Source organism: Curtobacterium pomorum (assembly GCF_044497295.1).
Lineage (GTDB): Bacteria > Actinomycetota > Actinomycetes > Actinomycetales > Microbacteriaceae > Curtobacterium.
Genome location: NZ_CP172409.1, coordinates 2676776 through 2695080 on the forward strand (window position 1 = coordinate 2676776; position 18305 = coordinate 2695080).

The 18305-nt window shown below is 71.0% G+C and carries 16 protein-coding genes; 2 read left to right on the plus strand and 14 right to left on the minus strand.

What is annotated here, in order from left to right; all coding sequences use genetic code 11:
• Window positions 1–69: 69 nt before the first annotated feature.
• Complete coding sequence (locus tag ACGH48_RS12685; RefSeq protein WP_396288861.1) at window positions 70–1329, minus strand: class I SAM-dependent RNA methyltransferase; 1260 nt, start codon at window positions 1327–1329, stop codon at window positions 70–72.
• 14 nt (window positions 1330–1343) lie between these two features.
• Between ACGH48_RS12685 and ACGH48_RS12690 the strand changes: the two genes are divergently transcribed.
• Both ACGH48_RS12690 and ACGH48_RS12695 read left to right on the plus strand, forming a co-directional pair.
• Window positions 1344–2123 (plus strand): nucleoside triphosphate pyrophosphatase, encoded by a 780-nt coding sequence (locus ACGH48_RS12690; protein ID WP_222658042.1) that lies wholly within the window; start codon window positions 1344–1346, stop codon window positions 2121–2123.
• 79 nt (window positions 2124–2202) lie between these two features.
• Window positions 2203–3984 (plus strand): acetyl/propionyl/methylcrotonyl-CoA carboxylase subunit alpha, encoded by a 1782-nt coding sequence (locus tag ACGH48_RS12695; protein WP_396288862.1) that lies wholly within the window; start codon window positions 2203–2205, stop codon window positions 3982–3984.
• 97 nt (window positions 3985–4081) lie between these two features.
• Here the strand turns inward: ACGH48_RS12695 and ACGH48_RS12700 are convergent, their stop codons facing one another.
• The 13 genes from ACGH48_RS12700 to ACGH48_RS12760 form a co-directional block, all read right to left on the minus strand.
• Entirely contained in the window at window positions 4082–5035 is a 954-nt protein-coding gene (locus ACGH48_RS12700; protein WP_396288863.1) for a hypothetical protein, read from the minus strand.
• A 172-nt stretch (window positions 5036–5207) separates the two neighbouring features.
• Window positions 5208–6884 (minus strand): phospho-sugar mutase, encoded by a 1677-nt coding sequence (locus tag ACGH48_RS12705; RefSeq protein WP_396288864.1) that lies wholly within the window; start codon window positions 6882–6884, stop codon window positions 5208–5210.
• A complete protein-coding gene (locus tag ACGH48_RS12710; RefSeq protein WP_123313754.1) occupies window positions 6881–7723 on the minus strand; it encodes a purine-nucleoside phosphorylase in 843 nt (280 codons plus the stop codon). Before ACGH48_RS12710 ends, ACGH48_RS12705 begins: the two co-directional genes overlap by 4 nt.
• Before the next feature lie 76 nt (window positions 7724–7799).
• The gene (locus ACGH48_RS12715; RefSeq protein ID WP_123292189.1) at window positions 7800–8078 is read right to left on the minus strand and encodes a PTS sugar transporter subunit IIB; all 279 of its coding nucleotides are present in this window, start codon (window positions 8076–8078) and stop codon (window positions 7800–7802) included.
• Entirely contained in the window at window positions 8075–8521 is a 447-nt protein-coding gene (locus ACGH48_RS12720) for a PTS sugar transporter subunit IIA (RefSeq protein WP_396288865.1), read from the minus strand. The genes ACGH48_RS12715 and ACGH48_RS12720 overlap by 4 nt, the downstream gene beginning before the upstream one ends.
• 3 nt (window positions 8522–8524) lie before the next feature.
• Complete coding sequence (locus tag ACGH48_RS12725; RefSeq protein WP_340195683.1) at window positions 8525–9637, minus strand: adenosine deaminase; 1113 nt, start codon at window positions 9635–9637, stop codon at window positions 8525–8527.
• Window positions 9638–9758: 121 nt separating this feature from the next.
• A complete protein-coding gene (locus tag ACGH48_RS12730) occupies window positions 9759–11057 on the minus strand; it encodes a thymidine phosphorylase (RefSeq protein ID WP_396288866.1) in 1299 nt (432 codons plus the stop codon).
• Between the two features lie 5 nt (window positions 11058–11062).
• A complete protein-coding gene (locus tag ACGH48_RS12735; RefSeq protein ID WP_222658050.1) occupies window positions 11063–11545 on the minus strand; it encodes a cytidine deaminase in 483 nt (160 codons plus the stop codon).
• Between the two features lie 19 nt (window positions 11546–11564).
• Window positions 11565–12854, minus strand: a complete 1290-nt coding sequence (locus ACGH48_RS12740) for an ABC transporter permease (RefSeq protein WP_340195685.1) — start codon at window positions 12852–12854, stop codon at window positions 11565–11567.
• The gene (locus tag ACGH48_RS12745) at window positions 12851–14212 is read right to left on the minus strand and encodes an ABC transporter permease (RefSeq protein ID WP_396288867.1); all 1362 of its coding nucleotides are present in this window, start codon (window positions 14210–14212) and stop codon (window positions 12851–12853) included. The genes ACGH48_RS12740 and ACGH48_RS12745 overlap by 4 nt, the downstream gene beginning before the upstream one ends.
• 55 nt (window positions 14213–14267) lie before the next feature.
• Window positions 14268–15788, minus strand: coding sequence for an ABC transporter ATP-binding protein (locus tag ACGH48_RS12750; RefSeq protein WP_396288868.1), 1521 nt, complete (start codon window positions 15786–15788; stop codon window positions 14268–14270).
• A 113-nt stretch (window positions 15789–15901) separates the two neighbouring features.
• Entirely contained in the window at window positions 15902–16966 is a 1065-nt protein-coding gene (locus ACGH48_RS12755) for a BMP family protein (protein WP_396288869.1), read from the minus strand.
• A 198-nt stretch (window positions 16967–17164) separates the two neighbouring features.
• Complete coding sequence (locus ACGH48_RS12760) at window positions 17165–18280, minus strand: mannose-1-phosphate guanylyltransferase (RefSeq protein WP_396288870.1); 1116 nt, start codon at window positions 18278–18280, stop codon at window positions 17165–17167.
• Window positions 18281–18305 lie beyond the last annotated feature (25 nt).

Below are 18305 nucleotides of genomic sequence, written 5' to 3' on the forward strand. Positions count from 1 at the left end.
GATACCCAGGCTGGACTCAGGTCCGGGGAAACGAGGCGCGCCACGCGGACGAAACCGCGTGGATCCCCGTCAGCGCGCGGGCGTCAGGCGCGCCACGGCCTCCAGGTGGTGGGTGTGGGGGAACAGGTCGAACGCCCGAAGCGCCTCGAGCTTGTACCCCAGGTCGGCGAACGTGGCGACGTCGCGGGCGAGCGCGACGGGGTCGCAGGCGACGTAGACGACCTGCGACGGCTGCAGGGCCGCGATCTGCTCGACGACCTGCCGACCGGCTCCGGCGCGCGGCGGGTCGAGGACGATCGTGCCGGCGCGGAACCGGTCCTTCTCGGCGCGCGAGGCGTTCGCCACCGTGTTGGCGAGCCAGCGGTCGACCCGCCCGGTCTCGGCACGGGCGCCGAGCCACTCGGCGAGGTTCTCCTGCGCGTGCTCGGTCGCGCGCGCGGCGCTCTCGACGCTCGTGATGCGCGCCTTCGGTCCGACGAGGTCGCCGAGTGCGGCGGCCAGCAGGCCGACGCCGCCGTACAGGTCCAGGTGGGTGCCCTCGGGGTCGAGCCGGTCGCGGTCGACCAGGTCCTGCACGGCCTCGGTGAGCACCGACGCTGCGGCACGGTGCACCTGCCAGAAGCCGTTGTCGTCCACCTCGAAGGTGCGCTCCCCCACGACCTCGGTCACCACGGTGGGCTTCTGCTCGTCGATGACGAGCCGGGCGCCCTCGGAGCCGCTCGGCGCGAGCACGTCGATGACCGACGAACCGGGCATCACCCCGCGACCGAGCGGTGCGCTCTGCTGCACGGCGTCGTTCGCGAGCGGCAGGCTGGTGACGGGGATGACGGAGTGCGAACGGGCCGCGAACGGACCGGCGGTGCCGTGCTCGTCGACGTGCAACCGGACCCGGGTGCGCCAACCGAGGCCGTTCGCGTCGTCGTCACCGGGCGCGGCCTCGACGACGACGTCCGAGCCGAGCACCGACTGCAGGTCCGTGTGCGCGAACCGCGAGAACGAGTCGACGAGCACGTCGTGCTTCAGCGTGCGCTGGTGGGCGAGGGCGATGTGGCCGAACTCGGCACCACCCGGGCGCGTCTCGGGGTCGCGGTCGAGTGCGGCTTCGGCCCAGACGTGGTCGACGCGGTGCTCGCTCGGCGTGAGGACGCTGACCGTGTCGGCGCGCCAGAACGACTTCTTCCGGTCCTCGGTCACCCGGGCGACGACGCGCTCCCCGGGGATCGCGTCCGAGACGAAGACCACCCGGCCTTCGTGCCGTGCCACCGAGATGCCGCCGTGGGCGATCCCGGTGACGTCGAGTTCGAGCAGCGTTCCGACCGATTCACCCATGGTGAGATGGTCCCATGCGTCTGTACCTCGCGAGTACATCCCCCGCCCGCCGAGCACTCCTCGCCCAGTCCGGGATCGAGCCCGTGCTCGTGTCCCCCGGGGTCGACGAGGACGCCGCAGCAGCGGCAGCGGCCGCCGCGCTCGGCCGCGACCTGACCGGTCCGGAACTCGTGTCGCTGCTCGCCGTCGCCAAGGCGTCGGCCGTCGCGGACGCCGACGTCGCCGGCTCGCCGGTCGACGGCTTCGTGTTCGGCGGCGACTCCGCCTTCGAGGTCGACGGGCGCCTGTACGGCAAGCCACACGACCCGGCCGTGGCCCGGGAGCGCTGGCGGCAGATGCTCGCCGCCGGCGGCGGGACGTTGTGGAGTGGGCACTGCGTCGTCGACCGGCGCCGCGACCTGGACCCGGCAACGGGGCGGACGGGAGGCCCGGATGCGGCCCGCCCCGTGCCTCCCGTCCGCAGCCTGGTGACGTCTCCTGCCGGCGTGCCGGAGCTGGGGGACGTCGCGCCCGGCGGGTCGGCCCTGGCCGCCGGCGGGGACCGCGTGGTCGCCGTGGACAGCGCGGTGCTGACGTTCGCCGACGACGTGTCCGCCGACGAGATCGACGCGTACGTGGCGACGGGCGAGCCGCTCGAGGTCGCGGGGGCGTTCACCATCGACGGGCGGGCGGCGGCGTACATCACGCGGATCGACGGGGCGCCGTCCGCGGTGATCGGGATGTCCCTGCCGGTGCTGCGCTCGATGCTGCTCCGGGGCTTCGGGATCGCCTGGCACGACCTCTGGTCACTGTAGACATCCGCACCTCTTCGGGGTGGTTCTTTGTGGGTGCCAGTCAATTCGTCCCCCCGTCGCACGAATACGCTGATGTCTCATGCCCCGTATCAGCAAGGTCCTCATCGCGAACCGCGGCGAGATCGCCGTCCGCATCATCCGCGCGGCCCGCGACGCAGGCAAGGCATCGGTCGCGGTCTACGCCGACCAGGACCGTGACGCCCTCCACGCACGCCTCGCCGACGAGGCCTACGCGCTGAACGGCACCACGAGCGCCGACACCTACCTCGTCATCGACAAGATCATCTCGGTGGCCCGCCGCTCCGGCGCGGACGCCGTGCACCCGGGCTACGGGTTCCTGGCCGAGAACGCCGACTTCGCCCGCGCCGTCATCGACGCCGGGCTGACCTGGATCGGCCCGTCGCCGGAGTCGATCGAGCGCCTCGGCGACAAGGTCTCCGCGCGCCACGTCGCCGAGAAGGTCGGAGCGCCGCTCGCCCCCGGCACCATCGAGCCCGTCAAGGACGCCTCCGAGGTCATCGCGTTCGCGGACGAGGTCGGCCTGCCGGTCGCCATCAAGGCGGCCTTCGGTGGCGGTGGCCGCGGCCTGAAGGTCGCACGGACGCGCGAAGAGGTCGCCTCGCAGTTCGAGTCGGCGACGCGCGAAGCCATCGCGGCGTTCGGTCGGGGCGAGTGCTTCGTCGAGAAGTACCTCGACAAGCCGCGCCACGTCGAGACCCAGTGCCTCGCCGACGAGCACGGCAACGTCGTCGTCGTCTCCACCCGCGACTGCTCGCTGCAGCGTCGCCACCAGAAGCTCGTCGAGGAGGCGCCCGCGCCGTACCTGACGTCCGCGCAGGAAGAACGGCTGTACGAATCGTCGAAGGCGATCCTGCGCGAGGTCGGCTACGTCGGCGCCGGCACCTGCGAGTTCCTCATCGGGGCCGACGGCACCGTGTCGTTCCTCGAGGTCAACACTCGTCTGCAGGTCGAGCACTGCGTCTCCGAAGAGGTCACCGGCATCGACCTCGTGCGTGAGCAGTTCCGCATCGCCGAGGGCGGCGTGCTCGACTACTCCGACCCCGTCGCGCGCGGCCACTCGTTCGAGTTCCGCATCAACGGCGAGGACCCAGGCCGCAACTTCTTCCCCGCGCCCGGCCCCGTGCACGCGTTCAACGCGCCGTCCGGCCCCGGTGTCCGTGTCGATTCGGGCGTCGTGTCCGGCGACGTCGTCTCCGGTTCGTTCGACTCGATGCTCGCGAAGCTCATCGTCACCGGCGCCACCCGTGCCGAGGCGCTCGAGCGTTCCCGGCGAGCACTCGCCGAGTTCGAGGTGACCGGCCTGCCGACCGTGCTCCCCTTCCACCGTGCGGTCGTGTCGGACCCGGCGTTCGCCACGGATGACTCCTCGCCGTTCTCCGTGTACACGCAGTGGATCGAGACCGACTTCGTGAACGAGATCCCGGCGTGGAGCGGCTCCCCCGAAGAGCTCCCGGCGCCGGCGTCGCGCGACTCCGTCGTCGTCGAGGTGCAGGGCAAGCGCATCGAGGTCACCATGCCGTCGATCGTCGGCGGTGGCGCCGTCGGGGCTGCCGGTCGTCGTCCGGCCGGTCCCACCGCTCCCCCGAAGCGTCGTTCGTCGGCGGTCAAGGGCGGCATCGCGAAGTCCGGCGGGTCCGTCGCGTCGCCGATGCAGGCCACCGTCGTGAAGCTCGCGGTCGCCGAGGGCGACACCGTGGTGAAGGGCGACCTGCTCGTCGTGCTCGAGGCCATGAAGATGGAGCAGCCCGTGCAGGCCCACAAGGACGGCATCGTCACGAGCCTGAACGCCCCGGTCGGCCAGACGGTCTCGTCCGGCCACGTGCTGCTCGAGCTGGCGTAGCCCGCGGGCGGTCGGCCAAGTCGGTTCGCGCCCAGCTTTGGTCGGGTTGCGCCCCGCTGTGGTCATCGCGCCCCGACTCTTCGGGGCGCGATGACCGTCAGAGGGCGCGGATCGCAGCATGACGCCAAGCCGTACCCCAGTTCGGACCAAGCGGCACCCCGGCATCGTGCAGGATCCGCGGGAGCTGCCCCGCGGGCATCGCGTCCGACCACATCACCCGTGCGAAGCCGTTGACCTCACGACGGCGGCGCAGACGGTCCTCCCGGCGCTTCTCGTCGACCAGGGCGTCCGCCGCTGTCCGCCCTCGCCGCGGGTCGTCGTACTTCATCCGGCCGTCGAACTCGACGATCACCCCGGCTTCCGCGAACCACAGGTCCACCCGGTCGCGGAGCAGGCCGTCGTGCCGGAACTCCTGCTGCAGGACCGGGTCCGGTGCGCCGAGCACGTGCGCACCCCACCGTGTGATGCTCTCCCCCGGTGACTCGGCGAGGGGATCCGCGTACTCGACCAATTCCCGCGCGCGCCGATGCCCGCGAGCACGGCGACTGCCGAGCGCTTCGAGGAGCGTCGCCCGCTCGACGCCGCGTCGCAGGACTGCGTCGAGCACGACGATGGCACGCCACGGGTGTTCGCGAAGGGCGACGTCGACCGCGGTCTCGGTCAACGTCGTGACGGGCACGCCGTCGACCTCGACGGAGGACGGTAGCCGGCCGGCGCTGCCGATGCGCTGGATGCTCTGTTTGACCTGGCCCCGATCGCGGGACGGGTCGGTCACCGTGACACGTTCGCCGAACGCCCCGATCCACGGAAGTCCGAGCATGGCGACCGCGGACCGGTGTGACACCACGACGGAGCCCCTCCCGCCGGCGACCACACTCCGCACGAGCGTGCGATGTCGTTCGCGTCCCGTCATGGACGCCCACTCGCCCGACCCGACGTACGTGCCACGGTGTACCCGGACGAGGGCGCCGGCATCCGCCGCGCGACGGATCGCCGACGCACGACCTGGGTCCTGCGCGAGGCCGACGGTCGAGATGAGTTCGTGTTCCACGCTTCGATGATCGCGACGCACGGCCCATCAGGAGCGGGGTCTGCGCGATCTGTGGACAGGCCATGGAGCAGCGCGCCCCGTTGCGGGCATCGCGCCCCGAAGAGTCGGGGCGCGATGCCCGCAACGGGGCGCAGCTCGAACGAGCGGAACCTGGTTCGGGCGGAGCGGGGCCCTACGACACCAGGGGGCGGACCGAGCTCGCCAGGGCGTCGACGAGCCGCTGCGCCTCGGCGGGGGTCTCCGCGACCGTGTCGATGTAGACCTTGACCTTGGGTTCGGTCCCGCTCGGCCGGACGATCACCCGTGCGTCGCCGGTCAGGTCGTAGCGCAGGATGTCCGACGGCGGGAAGCCCTCGACCCCGTCGACGTAGTCCGTCACGGTGAGGACCTCCAGCCCGCCGAGCGACGTCGGCGGCGTGGATCGGAGCGACGCCATGATCTCCCCGATGCGCGACAGGTCGTCCACACGGGTCGCGACCTGCCCCGACGCGAACGCCCCGAACTCGGCGGCGAAGGCGTCGAGCTGCCCGGAGATCGACGACCCGGCAGCGGCGAGGTCCGACGCCAACGACAGCAGCGACAGCGCCGCGGAGATGCCGTCCTTGTCGCGCACGACCTCGGGGTCCACCAGGTAACCGAGCGCTTCCTCGTACCCGAAGAGCAGCCCGGGGACCCGCGAGACCCACTTGAAGCCGGTCAGGGTGTCCCGGTACTCCAGGCCGTGGCGGGCGGCGACACGGGCCAGCGCCGGCGACGAGACGATCGACGCAGCGAGTGTGCCGGTCGTCCCCGCCTCGGACGCCCGAGCGGCAGCCCGCCACCCGAGCAACCAGCCGACCTCGTTGCCCGAGAGCCTCCGGAAGGAACCGGACCCGTCCGGGATCGCGAGCGCGAGCCGGTCGGCGTCGGGATCGTTCGCGATGACGAGGTCGGCGCCTACGGCGACACCGCGCGCTGTCGCCAGGTCCATCGCCCCGGGTTCCTCGGGGTTCGGGAACGACACGGTCGGGAACGCCCCGTCCGGCTCGATCTGCTCCGGCACGACGGCCGGCTCCGCGAACCCGGCGGCGGCGAACACCGCTCGGGCGGTCTCCCACCCGACACCGTGCATCGCCGTGTAGACGACCTTCGGCTGCGCTTCGGGTGCGAGTGCCGGCGGGGCGACGGTCGCGGCCGTGGCGGCCACGTAGGCGTCGAGCAGCTCGGACGAGGCGACGGTGTAGTCGGTGCCCCGGGGCAGGTCCGTGATCGACCCTGCGGCGACGGCATCGATGGCGTCCGCGATCTCGCCGTCGACGGGCGGCACGATCTGCGACCCGTCGTCGTCCTGCCCGAGGTACACCTTGTAGCCGTTGTCGCGGGGCGGGTTGTGGCTCGCGGTGACCATCACCCCGGCGCCGACGTCGAGGTGCCGGACGGCGAACGCGAGCACCGGTGTGGGGAGGGCACCCGGCAGCAGCGTGACCTCGAGCCCGAGACCGCGCATCACCTCGGCCGAGTCGCGCGCGAAGACGTCGGAGTTCACGCGGCCGTCGTAGCCGATGACGACACTGCGCGACCGGCCGGTGTCGATCAGGAAGCGTGCGAGCCCTGCGGCCGCCTGGGTCACGACGACCCGGTTCATGCGGAGGGGCCCGTAGCCGAGCTCGGCGCGGAGTCCGGCGGTGCCGAACTGCAGCCGGCCGTCGAACCGCTCGGCGAGCGCCCGGACAGCGGGACCGTCACCGTCGGCCGCCGCGTCGATCGCCGCGTCGATCGCCGCGGCCAGCTCGTCGCGGGTCTCGGGGTCCGTGTCCTGCGCCAGCCACGCCCGCGCGGTGCCGAGCACGTGGTCGAGGTCGAGCTTCACGAGGCCGGCTGTCCGAGCGCGGTCACCACACGGGCGAGGAGGTCCGCGATCACCGGTTCGGCCTGCTTGCCGGCCTCGAGCACCTCGGTGTGCGACAGCGGCGTCTTCTGGATGCCCGCCGCCAGGTTCGTGATGAGCGAGAACCCGAGGACCTCCATGCCCGCCTGACGGGCGGCGATGGCCTCGAGCGCGGTGGACATGCCGACGATGTGCCCGCCGATGGTCTTCGCCATCTGCACCTCGGCCGGGGTCTCGTAGTGCGGGCCGCGGAACTGCGTGTAGACGCCCTCGTCCAGGGACGGGTCGACCGACCGCGCCACGTCACGCAGACGGGCCGAGTACAGGTCGGTCAGATCGATGAACGTCGCACCCTCGAGCGGGCTGTCGGCGGTCAGGTTGATGTGGTCGCTGATGAGCACGGGGGTGCCGGGCGTCCAGTGCTCCTTGATGCCACCGGCACCGTTCGTCAGCACCATGATCGAAGCACCCGTCGCCGCAGCGGTGCGGACGCTGTGCACGACCCGACGGACCCCGTGGCCCTCGTAGTAGTGCGTGCGGGCCCCGATGACCAGCGCGTGGCGGCCGTCCGCGAGGCGGATCGACCGGATCGTGCCGGAGTGTCCGGGCACGGCCGAGGCGCTGAAGCCGGGGACCTGGTCCGCCGGGATCTCGGACACGGTCTCACCGATGATGTCGGCGGCCTTGCCCCAGCCCGAGCCGAGGGTCAGGGCGATGTCGTGCCGCTCGATGCCGGACTTCGCGGCGATGACGGCAGCGGCGTCGCGCGCGACCTCGAACGGGTCGGCAGCGGGGTCGTTCAGCGGGTTCTCGGTGCTCATGCCCCAACTCTAAAGGGCCGACGCCCGCCGCAGCGCCCGCCGCCGCACCGCCGCAGCGGCCGCCGCCGCACCCGCCTCAGTGCTCGCCGAGCGCCCGGTCCACCGCCGCCGTGATCTCGCCCTGGTCGAAGTGGTTCCGGATGACGATGACCTCGGCGTAGGTGTCACCGATCGCCTCGACGAACTCCTGACTGGTGAGGATCACGTTGGCGTCGTCGGACACGTCCCGCACCGAGGCCACGTCGGCCGCGACGACCGATGCCTGCAGGCCGAGTGCGGACAGCGCCTTCTCGGCGTTCACCTTGAGGATGCCGCTCGACCCGATGCCGGCACCGCAGATGGTCACGATCTTCACGCGGACACCCCCATGATCGTGCGGACCTCGTCCGCCGTCGTCGCGTCGGCGATCCGCCCCGTGACGGTCTCGTCGTTGAACAGGTTCGCGATCTCGCCGATGGACTCGAGGTGCGTCCCCACCCCGGCGACCGCGAGCCCCAGGACCACGCGGACGGGGTCGTTGTGCGGGTGGCCGAACGCCACCGGCGACGCCAGGGTCACGACGGCGAGCCCGTCGCGCAGGACCGCGCCACCCGGCCGGGCGTGGGCGAACGCCAGTCCCGGGGAGATCACGATGTACGGCCCGTGTTCCTCGACCATGCCGACCATGGCGTCGGTGTACTCGTCGGTCGTGGCCCCGGACGCGACGAGCGCGCCACCGGCCAGGCGCATCGCGTCACGCCAGGTGGGCGCGGCGGCCCCGAGGAGCACGGCGGCGTCCGGCAGCGGCGGCAGTCCCATGCGTCAGGCCTCCGAGTACCCGGAGGTGATGGTGGCGATGATCTCCTCGCGGTCCTCGAGCGGCAGGAACGAGCCCAGTGCGGCGTTGATCTGGAACGCTGCCAGGTCGTCGAGGTCGTAGCCGAACGTGCCCGCGAGCAGTGCCAGCTCCTTCGACAGCGACGTCCCACTCATCAGGCGGTTGTCGGTGTTCACCGTGACCCGGAAGCCGAGCTGGTAGAGCACGTCGAAGGGGTGGTCGGCGAGGTCGTCGCCCCAGGCGGCGATCGCACCCGTCTGCAGGTTGGAGGACGGCGAGACCTCGAGCGGGATCTCGCGGTCGCGGACCCACGACGCGACCTCGCCGAGGGAGGCCAGCGTCGAGCCGTCACCGGCGTCGGAGAGCGTGACGTCCTCGAAGATCCGGACGCCGTGCCCGAGCCGCAGCGCGCGGCCGTCGACGAGCGCGGACCGGATGGAGGCGAGCCCGTCGGCCTCGCCCGCGTGCACGGTGACGGGGAAGAGCTCGGACGCGAGGTGGTCGAACGCGGCGCGGTGGTTCGAGGCGGGGAACCCGGCCTCGGCACCGGCGATGTCGAAGCCGACGACACCGGCGTCGCGGTGCCGCACGGCGAGCTCGGCGATCTCGAGCGAGCGGTCGGCGTGGCGCATCGCGGTGACGAGCTGGCCGACACGGATGCGGCCGCCGGCGGCGTCGACCGCTTCCTCGATGCCGGCCTGCACCGCCTCGACCGTCTCGTCGAGCGTCAGCCCGCCCTGCAGGTGCTGTTCCGGGGCCCACCGGACCTCGCCGTAGACGACGCCGTCGGCGACCAGGTCCTCGACGAACTCGCGGGCGACGCGCGTCAGCTGCGGCGCGGTCTGCATCACCGACGTGGTGACGTCGAACGTCTTGAGGTACTCGACGAGCGAGCCGGAGTTGGACTGGTCCGCGAACCACTGGCCGAGTGCCTCGGGGTCGGTGGTCGGCAGCGCCACACCCGAAGCACCAGCCAGCTCGACGATCGTCGCGGGGCGCAGACCGCCGTCGAGGTGGTCGTGCAGCGAGACCTTCGGCAGGTCGTTGATGACCGCTCCGGCGTCGGGCAGGCGGTAGGTCGGGGCATCGGCGCTCATGCGACCAGGCTATCGGTGGTCACCGACCGCGCGCAGGCACCTGTGCACAACACACACCGGAACGGACTGGAGGCTCCCCACAGCAGTGCAGGGATCCTGACGGTCCGTCAGGTGGCCGGGTTCAGGACCCGATGCGCTCCCGCACGATCGGCCCGCGGGCAGCGACGGCAGCGTCGGACGAGCCGATCGACCACGCACCCTCGAGCGACTCGAGCGCCCGCGGGATCCGTGACGCGTCGTCGGTGTGCAGCGTCCAGAGCGGCTGTCCCTCGGTCACGGCGTCACCGGGCTTGACGTGCAGCTCGATGCCCGCACCCGCCTGCACCGGGTCCTGTGCTCGGGCGCGGCCGGCACCGAGGCGCCAGGCCGAGACACCGAAAGGCAGGGCGTCCTGCTGCGCGAGCACACCGGACGACGGCGCGGTCACGACGTGCTGCTCCCGGGCGACCGGCAACGCGGCGGAGGGGTCCCCGCCCTGCGCCTGGATCATCCGGCGCCAGGTGTCCATCGCGCGGCCGTCGGCCAGCGCCGCGGCCGGGTCGGCGTCCGGCAGTCCGGCGAGCGTGAGCATCTCGGTCGCGAGCGCGACCGTCAGCTCCACGACGTCGGCCGGACCGCCGCCCTCCAGGACCTCGACCGACTCCCGCACCTCGAGCGCGTTGCCGATGGTCAGTCCGAGCGGGACCTCCATGTCGGTCAGCAGCGCCGAGGTCTTCACCCCGGCGTCGTTGCCGAGGTCCACCATCGTCTGCGCGAGCTCGCGGGATGCCTCGTACGTGGGCATGAACGCCCCGGACCCGAACTTCACGTCGAGCACGAGCGCTCCGGTGCCCTCGGCGATCTTCTTCGACATGATGCTCGACGCGATGAGCGGGATGCACTCGACGGTGCCGGTGGTGTCGCGGAGCGCGTAGAGCTTCTTGTCGGCCGGAGCCAGGCCCGAGCCAGCGGCGCAGATGACCGCGCCGACGTCGGACAGGATCTCCATCATCCGGTCGTTCGACAGCGCGGCCTGCCACCCGGGGATTGACTCGAGCTTGTCGAGCGTCCCGCCGGTGTGCCCGAGGCCACGACCGGACAGCTGCGGCACCGCGACGCCGAACGACGCCACCAGCGGCGCGAGCGGCAGCGTGATCTTGTCGCCGACGCCACCGGTGGAGTGCTTGTCGACGGTCGTCTTGCCGAGCGAGCCGAACGACATCCGCTCCCCCGACGCGATCATCGCGAGCGTGAGGTCCTTGATCTCGCGCCGCTCCATCCCGTTCAGGAAGATGGCCATCGCCATCGCGGCCATCTGCGGGTCCTCGACGTAGCCGCGCGTGTAGGCGTCCACGAGCCAGTCCACCTCGGCGGTCCTCAGGGCGCCACCGGATCGCTTCGTGCGGATGAGGTCGACGGTGTCGAACGGCTCGACGGCCATGTGGATCAGTGCTCCTGCTGGTAGGTGGCGAGGGTGCGCGGCCCGAACGCATCGGGCAGGACCTCGTCGATGGTGCGGATGCCCGAGACCGTCTCGAGGAGCATGCCCTCGGTCGAGTGCTCGAACAGCAGCTGGCGGCAGCGGCCGCACGGCATCAGGGTGGCGCCGTCGCCGTCGACGCACGTGAACGCGACGAGCTTGCCGCCGCCGGTCATGTGCAGCTGCGACACGAGCGAGCACTCGGCGCAGAGCGTCACCCCGTACGACGCGTTCTCGACGTTGCAGCCGGAGACGATCCGTCCGTCGTCGGTGAGCGCCGCGGCGCCCACCGGGAACGACGAGTACGGCGCGTAGGCGCGCCGCATCGCGGCGGTCGCTGCCGTCCGCAGGGCGGTCCAGTCCACGTCGTCGACCGGGAGGCCCGTGGCTGCGTCCGCAGGGGCGGTGGCGGTGACCGCCTGGTCACCTGGTTCGTGCGTGTCGGTCATGTGCCGTGCCTCCAGGCCGTCAGCTCTTGATGTAGGGCTTGCCGGACGCGGCGGGGCCGCGTGACTGGCCGACCAGGCCGGCCACGGCGAAGATCGTCACCACGTACGGCAGCATGAGCAGGAACTCGCTCGGCACGGGCGAGTCGATCGCCCCGAGCGTGTTCTGCAGGTTCGACGCGAAGCCGAACAGCAGGGCGGCGAGCGTGGCCTTGATCGGGTCCCAGCGGCCGAAGATGACGGCGGCCAGGGCGATGTAGCCGGCGCCCGCGGTCATGTCCTTCGTGAACGGTCCGACCGCGTCGAGCGTGAAGTACGCGCCACCGAGGCCGGCGATCGCGCCGGCGAGCGACACGTTCCAGAACCGGGTGCTCGTGACGTTGATGCCCACCGTGTCGGCCGCCTGCGGGTGCTCCCCGACCGCGCGGAGGCGCAGGCCCCAGCGGGTCTTGAACAGGCCGAAGGTGACGACCGCGACGGCGACGTACGCCAGGTAGACGATGACGCTCTGCTCGAAGAACACCGGGCCGATGACCGGGATCTGGTGGAGCAGCGGGATCTCGAACTTTGGGAACCGGATGCCGATGTTCAGCGTGGTCTCGTTCGGCGACAGCACCTGCGAGTACAGGAAGCCGGTCAGGCCGGAGATGAGGGCGTTGATGACGACACCGACGATCACCTGGTCGACGAGGTACTTGATGCTGAACGCGGCCAGGATGAACGACACGAGCACACCGGCGACGAGCGCACCGACGAGTCCGACCCACGCGGAGCCGGTGATCGACGCGATGAGCGCCGAGGTGAACGCACCGGCGAGGAACTGGCCCTCGATGGCGATGTTGACCACGCCGACCCGCTCGGAGATGACGCCGCCGAGGGCACCGAACACGAGCGGGACGCTCAGGCCGAGCGCACCGACCAGCAGGCCCGGCAACGGGATCGTGGCGCCGGCAGCTGCCCACGTCAGGAACCCGACGACGAAGACGATCGCGAAGACCGACGTGACCCAGAGCGGGACGTGCCGGTACGCGCGGACCTCGACCACGGCGTAGACCGTGGCGATCGCCAGGAGCACGACGACCACGTAGCCGGTCGGTGCCGCGGACAGCGGCACGTTCGGCAGGGCGATGAAGTCGCCGGCGTTCGCGAGCCGGAAGGTCGTCGTGCCGGCGCGGCTGAGCAGGACGAAGAACACGACCGCGAGCAGCGTGAACACGCCGTAGCCGATCGGGAGCTTCCAGCTGCGGGTCGTCTCGACCGGACGGTCGGACAGGGGCGACGCGGGCGCCGCGGTGGGGCTGAGGGTGCTCACGCGGCGACCGCCTTCTTGCTGTTCTTGCTCGTCTTCGTGCGCTGGCGGGCTCCCGGCTGCGGGATCCGGAAGATCGCGCGGACGAGCGGCGGCGCCGCGATGAACAGGACGATGAGTGCCTGGATGACGCCGACGATGTCGATCGGGATGCCGTTGGCGGCCTGCATCGCGTAGCCACCGTTCTTCAGCACACCGAACAGGATCGCGGCCCAGAACACGCCCCACGGCTTCGAGCGACCGAGCAGCGCGACGGTGATCGCGTCGAAGCCGATGCCGGCGTCGATGCCCGAGGTGAAGCCCGTCGTGACGGCGCCCTGCACCTGGTAGGCGCCGGCGATGCCGACGAGGGCACCGGAGATGACCATGACCCAGATCGTCAGCGCCGGCACGCTCATGCCGGCGACGCGGGCGGCCCGAGGGTTCTCACCGATGGTGCGGAACCGGAAGCCGAGCGAGGACTTGTTGACGAGCCACCAGACCACGACGACTGCGAGGATCGCGACGATGAACCCGGCGTCCACCCCGTACCGCACACCGAAGAGCTGCGGCAGCAGGGCGCTGTCCTTCGTGGCGGGCGAGATCGGGTTGCTGCTGCCCGAGGCCTGCAGCAGGCCCGGAGTGCGGAGCAGGTAGCTGACCAGGTAGAGCGCGACGTAGTTGAGCATGATCGTGACGACCACCTCGTTCGCGCCCGTGCGGGCCTTGAGGACACCGACGATCCCGCCCCAGACCGCACCGCCGACGATGCCGGCGACGATGGTGAGGGGGATGTGGATCGCGGCGGGCATGTCGAACGAGAAGCCGACCCACCCGGCCACCGCGGCCCCCATCAGGATCTGACCCTGGCCGCCGATGTTGAACAGCCCGGCGCGGAACGACAGCGCGATCCCGAGCCCGGCGACGACGAGCGGCACCGCGTAGTCGATCGAGCGGGTGAGCGGCCCGATCGCCTGCTGGAAGCTGTCGGCGCCGAAGTTGAACACCGACCCCTGGAACAGCGAGGCGTAGGCGCCGCCGACCGCGGTGCCGATGGCCTGGAGCATGTCGGCCGGGCGGGCGAAGAAGTAGCCCGCGGTGGCGCGGACGTTCTCGTCCGTCAGCGCGATGAGGATGCCGCAGGCCACCAGCGCGAGCACGACGGCGAGGACCGTGACGAGCACGGACCCGTTCAGGATGCTCTGCAGGGCGGCGTGCCAGCGGTCGGTGCCGGGGGCGCCGTTGCGGCGTTCGGTGTCGTCGGCCGAGTCCGTCATCAGGTGCGGGGTCTCCGGCGCCTCCTGCAGGCGGTCGTCGGTGAGCGGGGCATCGGCCTCGGTGCCGGCGGTGGGCTGCGTGTTGTCTGGTTCCTGCGCGGTCACGCTGCCAGTTCCGTTCCGGTCGTGGATGTGGCTTGGATCTCGCCGGCCGAACCGGTCATGCGGCCAGCTCCGTTCCTTCTGGGATCTCGCCGGCCATCATGAGGCCGAGGACGTCTCGCGGGGTGGTCGCCGGCACGATCCCGACGATGCCGCCGCGGTACATGACGGCGATGCGGTCGGCCAGTGCCACGACCTCGTCGAGCTCGGTGGAGACGACGATGACGGGCACACCGGTGTCGCGGGTGGCGACGATGCGCTTGTGCACGAACTCGATCGACCCGACGTCGATGCCGCGCGTGGGCTGCGCGGCGACGAAGAGCCGGAGCTCGCGGCTGAGCTCGCGGGCGAGGACGATCTTCTGCTGGTTGCCACCGGACAGCCGGCCGGCAGCGGTCGCGCGGCCCGGCGTGCGGATGTCGAACTCGGCGATCTTCTCGTCGGCGAAGGCGTCGCGCTCGGCGGCGCGGATGGTGCCGGCACGGACGAACGCGTCGTGGTCGGACCGGTCGAGCATGAGGTTCTCCGCGATGGTGAACTCGCCGACCAGGCCGTCCTCCTTGCGGTCCTCGGGGACGAAGCCGACGCCGGCGTCGAGCACCTGCTTGACGCTGCGGCCGGTCAGCTCCTTGCCGTCCAGCGTGATGCGGCCGGCGTGGACGGGCTCGAGGCCGAGGATCGCCTCGGTGAGCTCGGTCTGGCCGTTGCCCTGCACCCCGGCGATCGCCAACACCTCGCCGCGACGGACCGAGAACGACACGTCGTCGACGAGCACGATGCCCGACGGGTCGGTGACGGTGAGGCCCTCGACGACGAGGGCGTCCTCGCCACCGGTCGACGGCGTCTTGTCGACGACGAGCGAGACGGCGCGGCCGACCATCAGGGCAGCGAGCTCGTTGTTCGTCGCGGTGGGCGATGCCTCACCGACGACCTTGCCGAGCCGGATCACCGTGATGCGGTCGGCGACCTCGCGGACCTCGCGGAGCTTGTGGGTGATGAAGACGATCGCGGTGCCGGCCTCGCGGAGCTGGCGCATGATGCCCATCAGCTCGTCGGTCTCCTGCGGGGTGAGCACGGCCGTCGGCTCGTCGAACACCAGCACGGAGGCGTCGCGGGACAGTGCCTTGATGATCTCGACGCGCTGCTGCACGCCGACGGGCAGGTCCTCGATCTTGGCGTCGGGGTCGACGTCGAACCCGAACCGGTCCGAGATCTCCGTGACCCGCTTGCGGGCACCGGCCAGGTCGAGCCGGCCGCCGAAGGTGGTCTGCTCCTGCCCGAGCATGACGTTCTCGGCGACGGTGAACACGGGCACGAGCATGAAGTGCTGGTGCACCATGCCGATGCCGGCGCGCATGGCGTCGCCCGGGCCGTCGAAGTCCTGGACCACGTCGTCGAGCAGGATCTCGCCCTCGTCGGCGTCGTACAGGCCGTAGAGCACGTTCATCAGGGTGGACTTGCCGGCGCCGTTCTCACCCAGGAGGCAGTGGACCTCACCCGGCTCGACGGTGAGCGAGATGTGGTCGTTGGCGACCAGGGCGCCGAACCGCTTGGTGATGCCGCGGAGTTCGAGCTTCATGTTCGGGAGTCTATTTCTGTCTCGAGTGCGCCACGCGGGCGCACGGTCTCGCGTGCACCACTCGGGCGCACGAGAACGCGGGCGAGGGAAGCCCCTCGCCCGCGTCCGTCGGGTCAGGACTGGGTCTTGACCTTGATCGAGCCGTCGATGATGCCGGCCTTCACGTCGTCGAGCTCGCCCTGCAGGCTCTTGTCGACCTTCGACTCGAAGTCGTGGAACGGCGCGATGCCGACGCCCTCGTTCTTGAGCGTCCCCACGTACGGGGTCTTCGAGAACTTGTCGTCCGCCGCCTGCTCGACGACGTCCTTCACGGCCGGGCGCATGCCCTTCTCGACCGAGGTGAAGGCGATGTCCTTGTAGCGCGGGTCGGCCTCGTAGAGGTCGCTGTCCGCACCGATCAGGACGGAGCCGTTGTCGGCGTCCTTGATGGCTTCGGCAGCCGACTGGTAGATCGGGCCACCGACGGGCAGGATCACGTCGGCGTCCTGGTCGAGGAGCGTCTGCGCGACCGACTTGGCCTGCGTGCCGGCCTCGAAGCCACCGGTGAAGGAGCCCTTGCCGGAGTCGACGTTCCAGCCGACGACCTTGACGTCCTTGTCCTTCTGCTCGTTGTAGTACTTCACGCCGTCCGCGAAGCCGTCCATGAAGATGGTGACGGTCGGGATCTGCATGCCGCCGAAGGTGCCGACGACGCCGGTCTTCGAGTACGACGCCGCTGCGTAGCCGGCGAGGAACGCGGCCTGCGAGGTGTCGAACGTGATCGGCTTGACGTTCTTCGCATCGATCGAGCTGTCGTCGATGATGGCGAAGTCGGTGTCGGGGTTCGCGGCGGCCTGCTTCTTCGTGGCGTCGGCGAGGTTGAAGCCGACGGTCACGACGAGGTTGCAGTTCTGGCCGATGAGCTGCTCGATGTTCGAGTCGTAGACGGTGGCGTCCTTCGACTCGGCCTCCTTGTAGGTGGCACCGAGTTCCTTGGCGGCGTCCTTCATGCCCTCGTAGCCGAGCTGGTTGAACGACTTGTCGTCGAAGCCACCGGCGTCGGAGACCATGCAGGGGCGGAAGTCGGTCTTCTTGGCGGTCGTCGTGTCGGACGGCGCCGAGGCACAACCGGCGAGGACGGCGGCGGTGCCGAGGAGCGCGAAGCCGCTGAGGACGACGCGTCGGGTACGAGATGTCACGGGTGGGTTCCTCCGGGGAGCGTGCCCGGACCACGTGCGTTCCGGGCGATCGTGGCGACAGTACACGACCGCCCGGCCGGTACAGGACCCGTTGCCCCGGTCCGGTGGATCGGTTACGGGATCGCGACCGCGCCGAAACGCGCCCGTAACGCGGGGTCACCCGCAGACCCCCATTTCGAGGGGTTTGTCGGTGGAGCGCTACAGGACGTCGCCGCGGCCGCTGATCTTGAGAGCATCCACGACACCCTTGACCCGCTGCGCGTTCGCGCTGGTCGTCACGAGGAGCGCGTCGGGGGTGTCCACGACGACGATGTCCTCGACCCCGATGAGCGAGATGAGCCGCTGGCTGTGCGAGATCACGATGCCGCTCGACGAGTCGGCCAGGATGCGCGCACCGTCGCCGAGGACGGCGAGGTTGTTCGGTCGACCACCGGACTGCAGCTTGGCGAGCGAGGCGAAGTCGCCGACGTCGTCCCAGTCGAAGTCACCGGGCACGACGGCCATGCGACCGGCAGCGGCAGCGGGCTCGGCGACGGTGTAGTCGATCGCGATCTTCTCGAGCGTGGGCCACACCGCGTCGACGACGGCGCCGCGGGCCGAGGTGTCCCAGGCGTCCGCGAGTTCGTTGATGCCGGCGAGCAGCGTCGGGTTGTTCCGGCCGATCTCCTCGAGCAGCACGTCGGCGCGGGCGATGAACATGCCCGCGTTCCACAGGTACGTGCCCTGTTCGACGTACGAGCGTGCGGTGTCCAGGTCGGGCTTCTCGACGAACGACCGGACGGCGTGCGCGGTCGGTGCGCCCTCGATGTCGAGGGTGTCGCCGTGCGCGTGGATGTACCCGAAGCCGATCGCGGGCTCGGTCGGCGTGATGCCGATGGTGGTGATGTACCCGGCACGGGCGACGGCGACGGCCTCGCGCACGGAACGGCGGAAGCCGCGGGCGTCACCGATGACGTGGTCGGCGGCGAAGGAGCCGATGACGACGTCGGGTTCGCGGCGCACGAGGATCGCCGCGGCGAGGCCGATGGCCGCCGTGGAGTCCTTCGGCTCGCTCTCGAGCACCACGTTGTGGTCCTCGACCCCGGGCAGCTGCGACTCGACGGCGACGCGGTGCGCCCGTCCGGTCACGACCATGATCCGCTGCTCGCCCGCCAGCGGGGCGAGCCGGTCCCAGGTCTGCCGGAGCAGCGAGGCACCGGAGCCCGTCAGGTCGTGCAGGAACTTGGGTGCGTCCGCGCGCGACAGCGGCCACAGGCGCGATCCGATGCCCCCTGCGGGGATGATCGCGTAGAAGTCTTCGAGAGCGTCAGCCACGCGCTCACCGTACCGGTCCCACGGC

Bases quoted from the DNA above. Each gene is read 5' to 3' on its own strand.
- ACGH48_RS12685 (WP_396288861.1), bottom strand. From the start codon at position 1,329: ATGGGTGAATCGGTCGGAACGCTGCTCGAACTCGACGTCACCGGGATC.
- ACGH48_RS12690 (WP_222658042.1), top strand. From the start codon at position 1,344: ATGCGTCTGTACCTCGCGAGTACATCCCCCGCCCGCCGAGCACTCCTC.
- ACGH48_RS12695 (WP_396288862.1), top strand. From the start codon at position 2,203: ATGCCCCGTATCAGCAAGGTCCTCATCGCGAACCGCGGCGAGATCGCC.
- ACGH48_RS12710 (WP_123313754.1), bottom strand. From the start codon at position 7,723: ATGAGCACCGAGAACCCGCTGAACGACCCCGCTGCCGACCCGTTCGAG.
- ACGH48_RS12720 (WP_396288865.1), bottom strand. From the start codon at position 8,521: ATGGGACTGCCGCCGCTGCCGGACGCCGCCGTGCTCCTCGGGGCCGCC.
- ACGH48_RS12725 (WP_340195683.1), bottom strand. From the start codon at position 9,637: ATGAGCGCCGATGCCCCGACCTACCGCCTGCCCGACGCCGGAGCGGTC.
- ACGH48_RS12730 (WP_396288866.1), bottom strand. From the start codon at position 11,057: ATGGCCGTCGAGCCGTTCGACACCGTCGACCTCATCCGCACGAAGCGA.
- ACGH48_RS12735 (WP_222658050.1), bottom strand. From the start codon at position 11,545: ATGACCGACACGCACGAACCAGGTGACCAGGCGGTCACCGCCACCGCC.
- ACGH48_RS12750 (WP_396288868.1), bottom strand. From the start codon at position 15,788: ATGAAGCTCGAACTCCGCGGCATCACCAAGCGGTTCGGCGCCCTGGTC.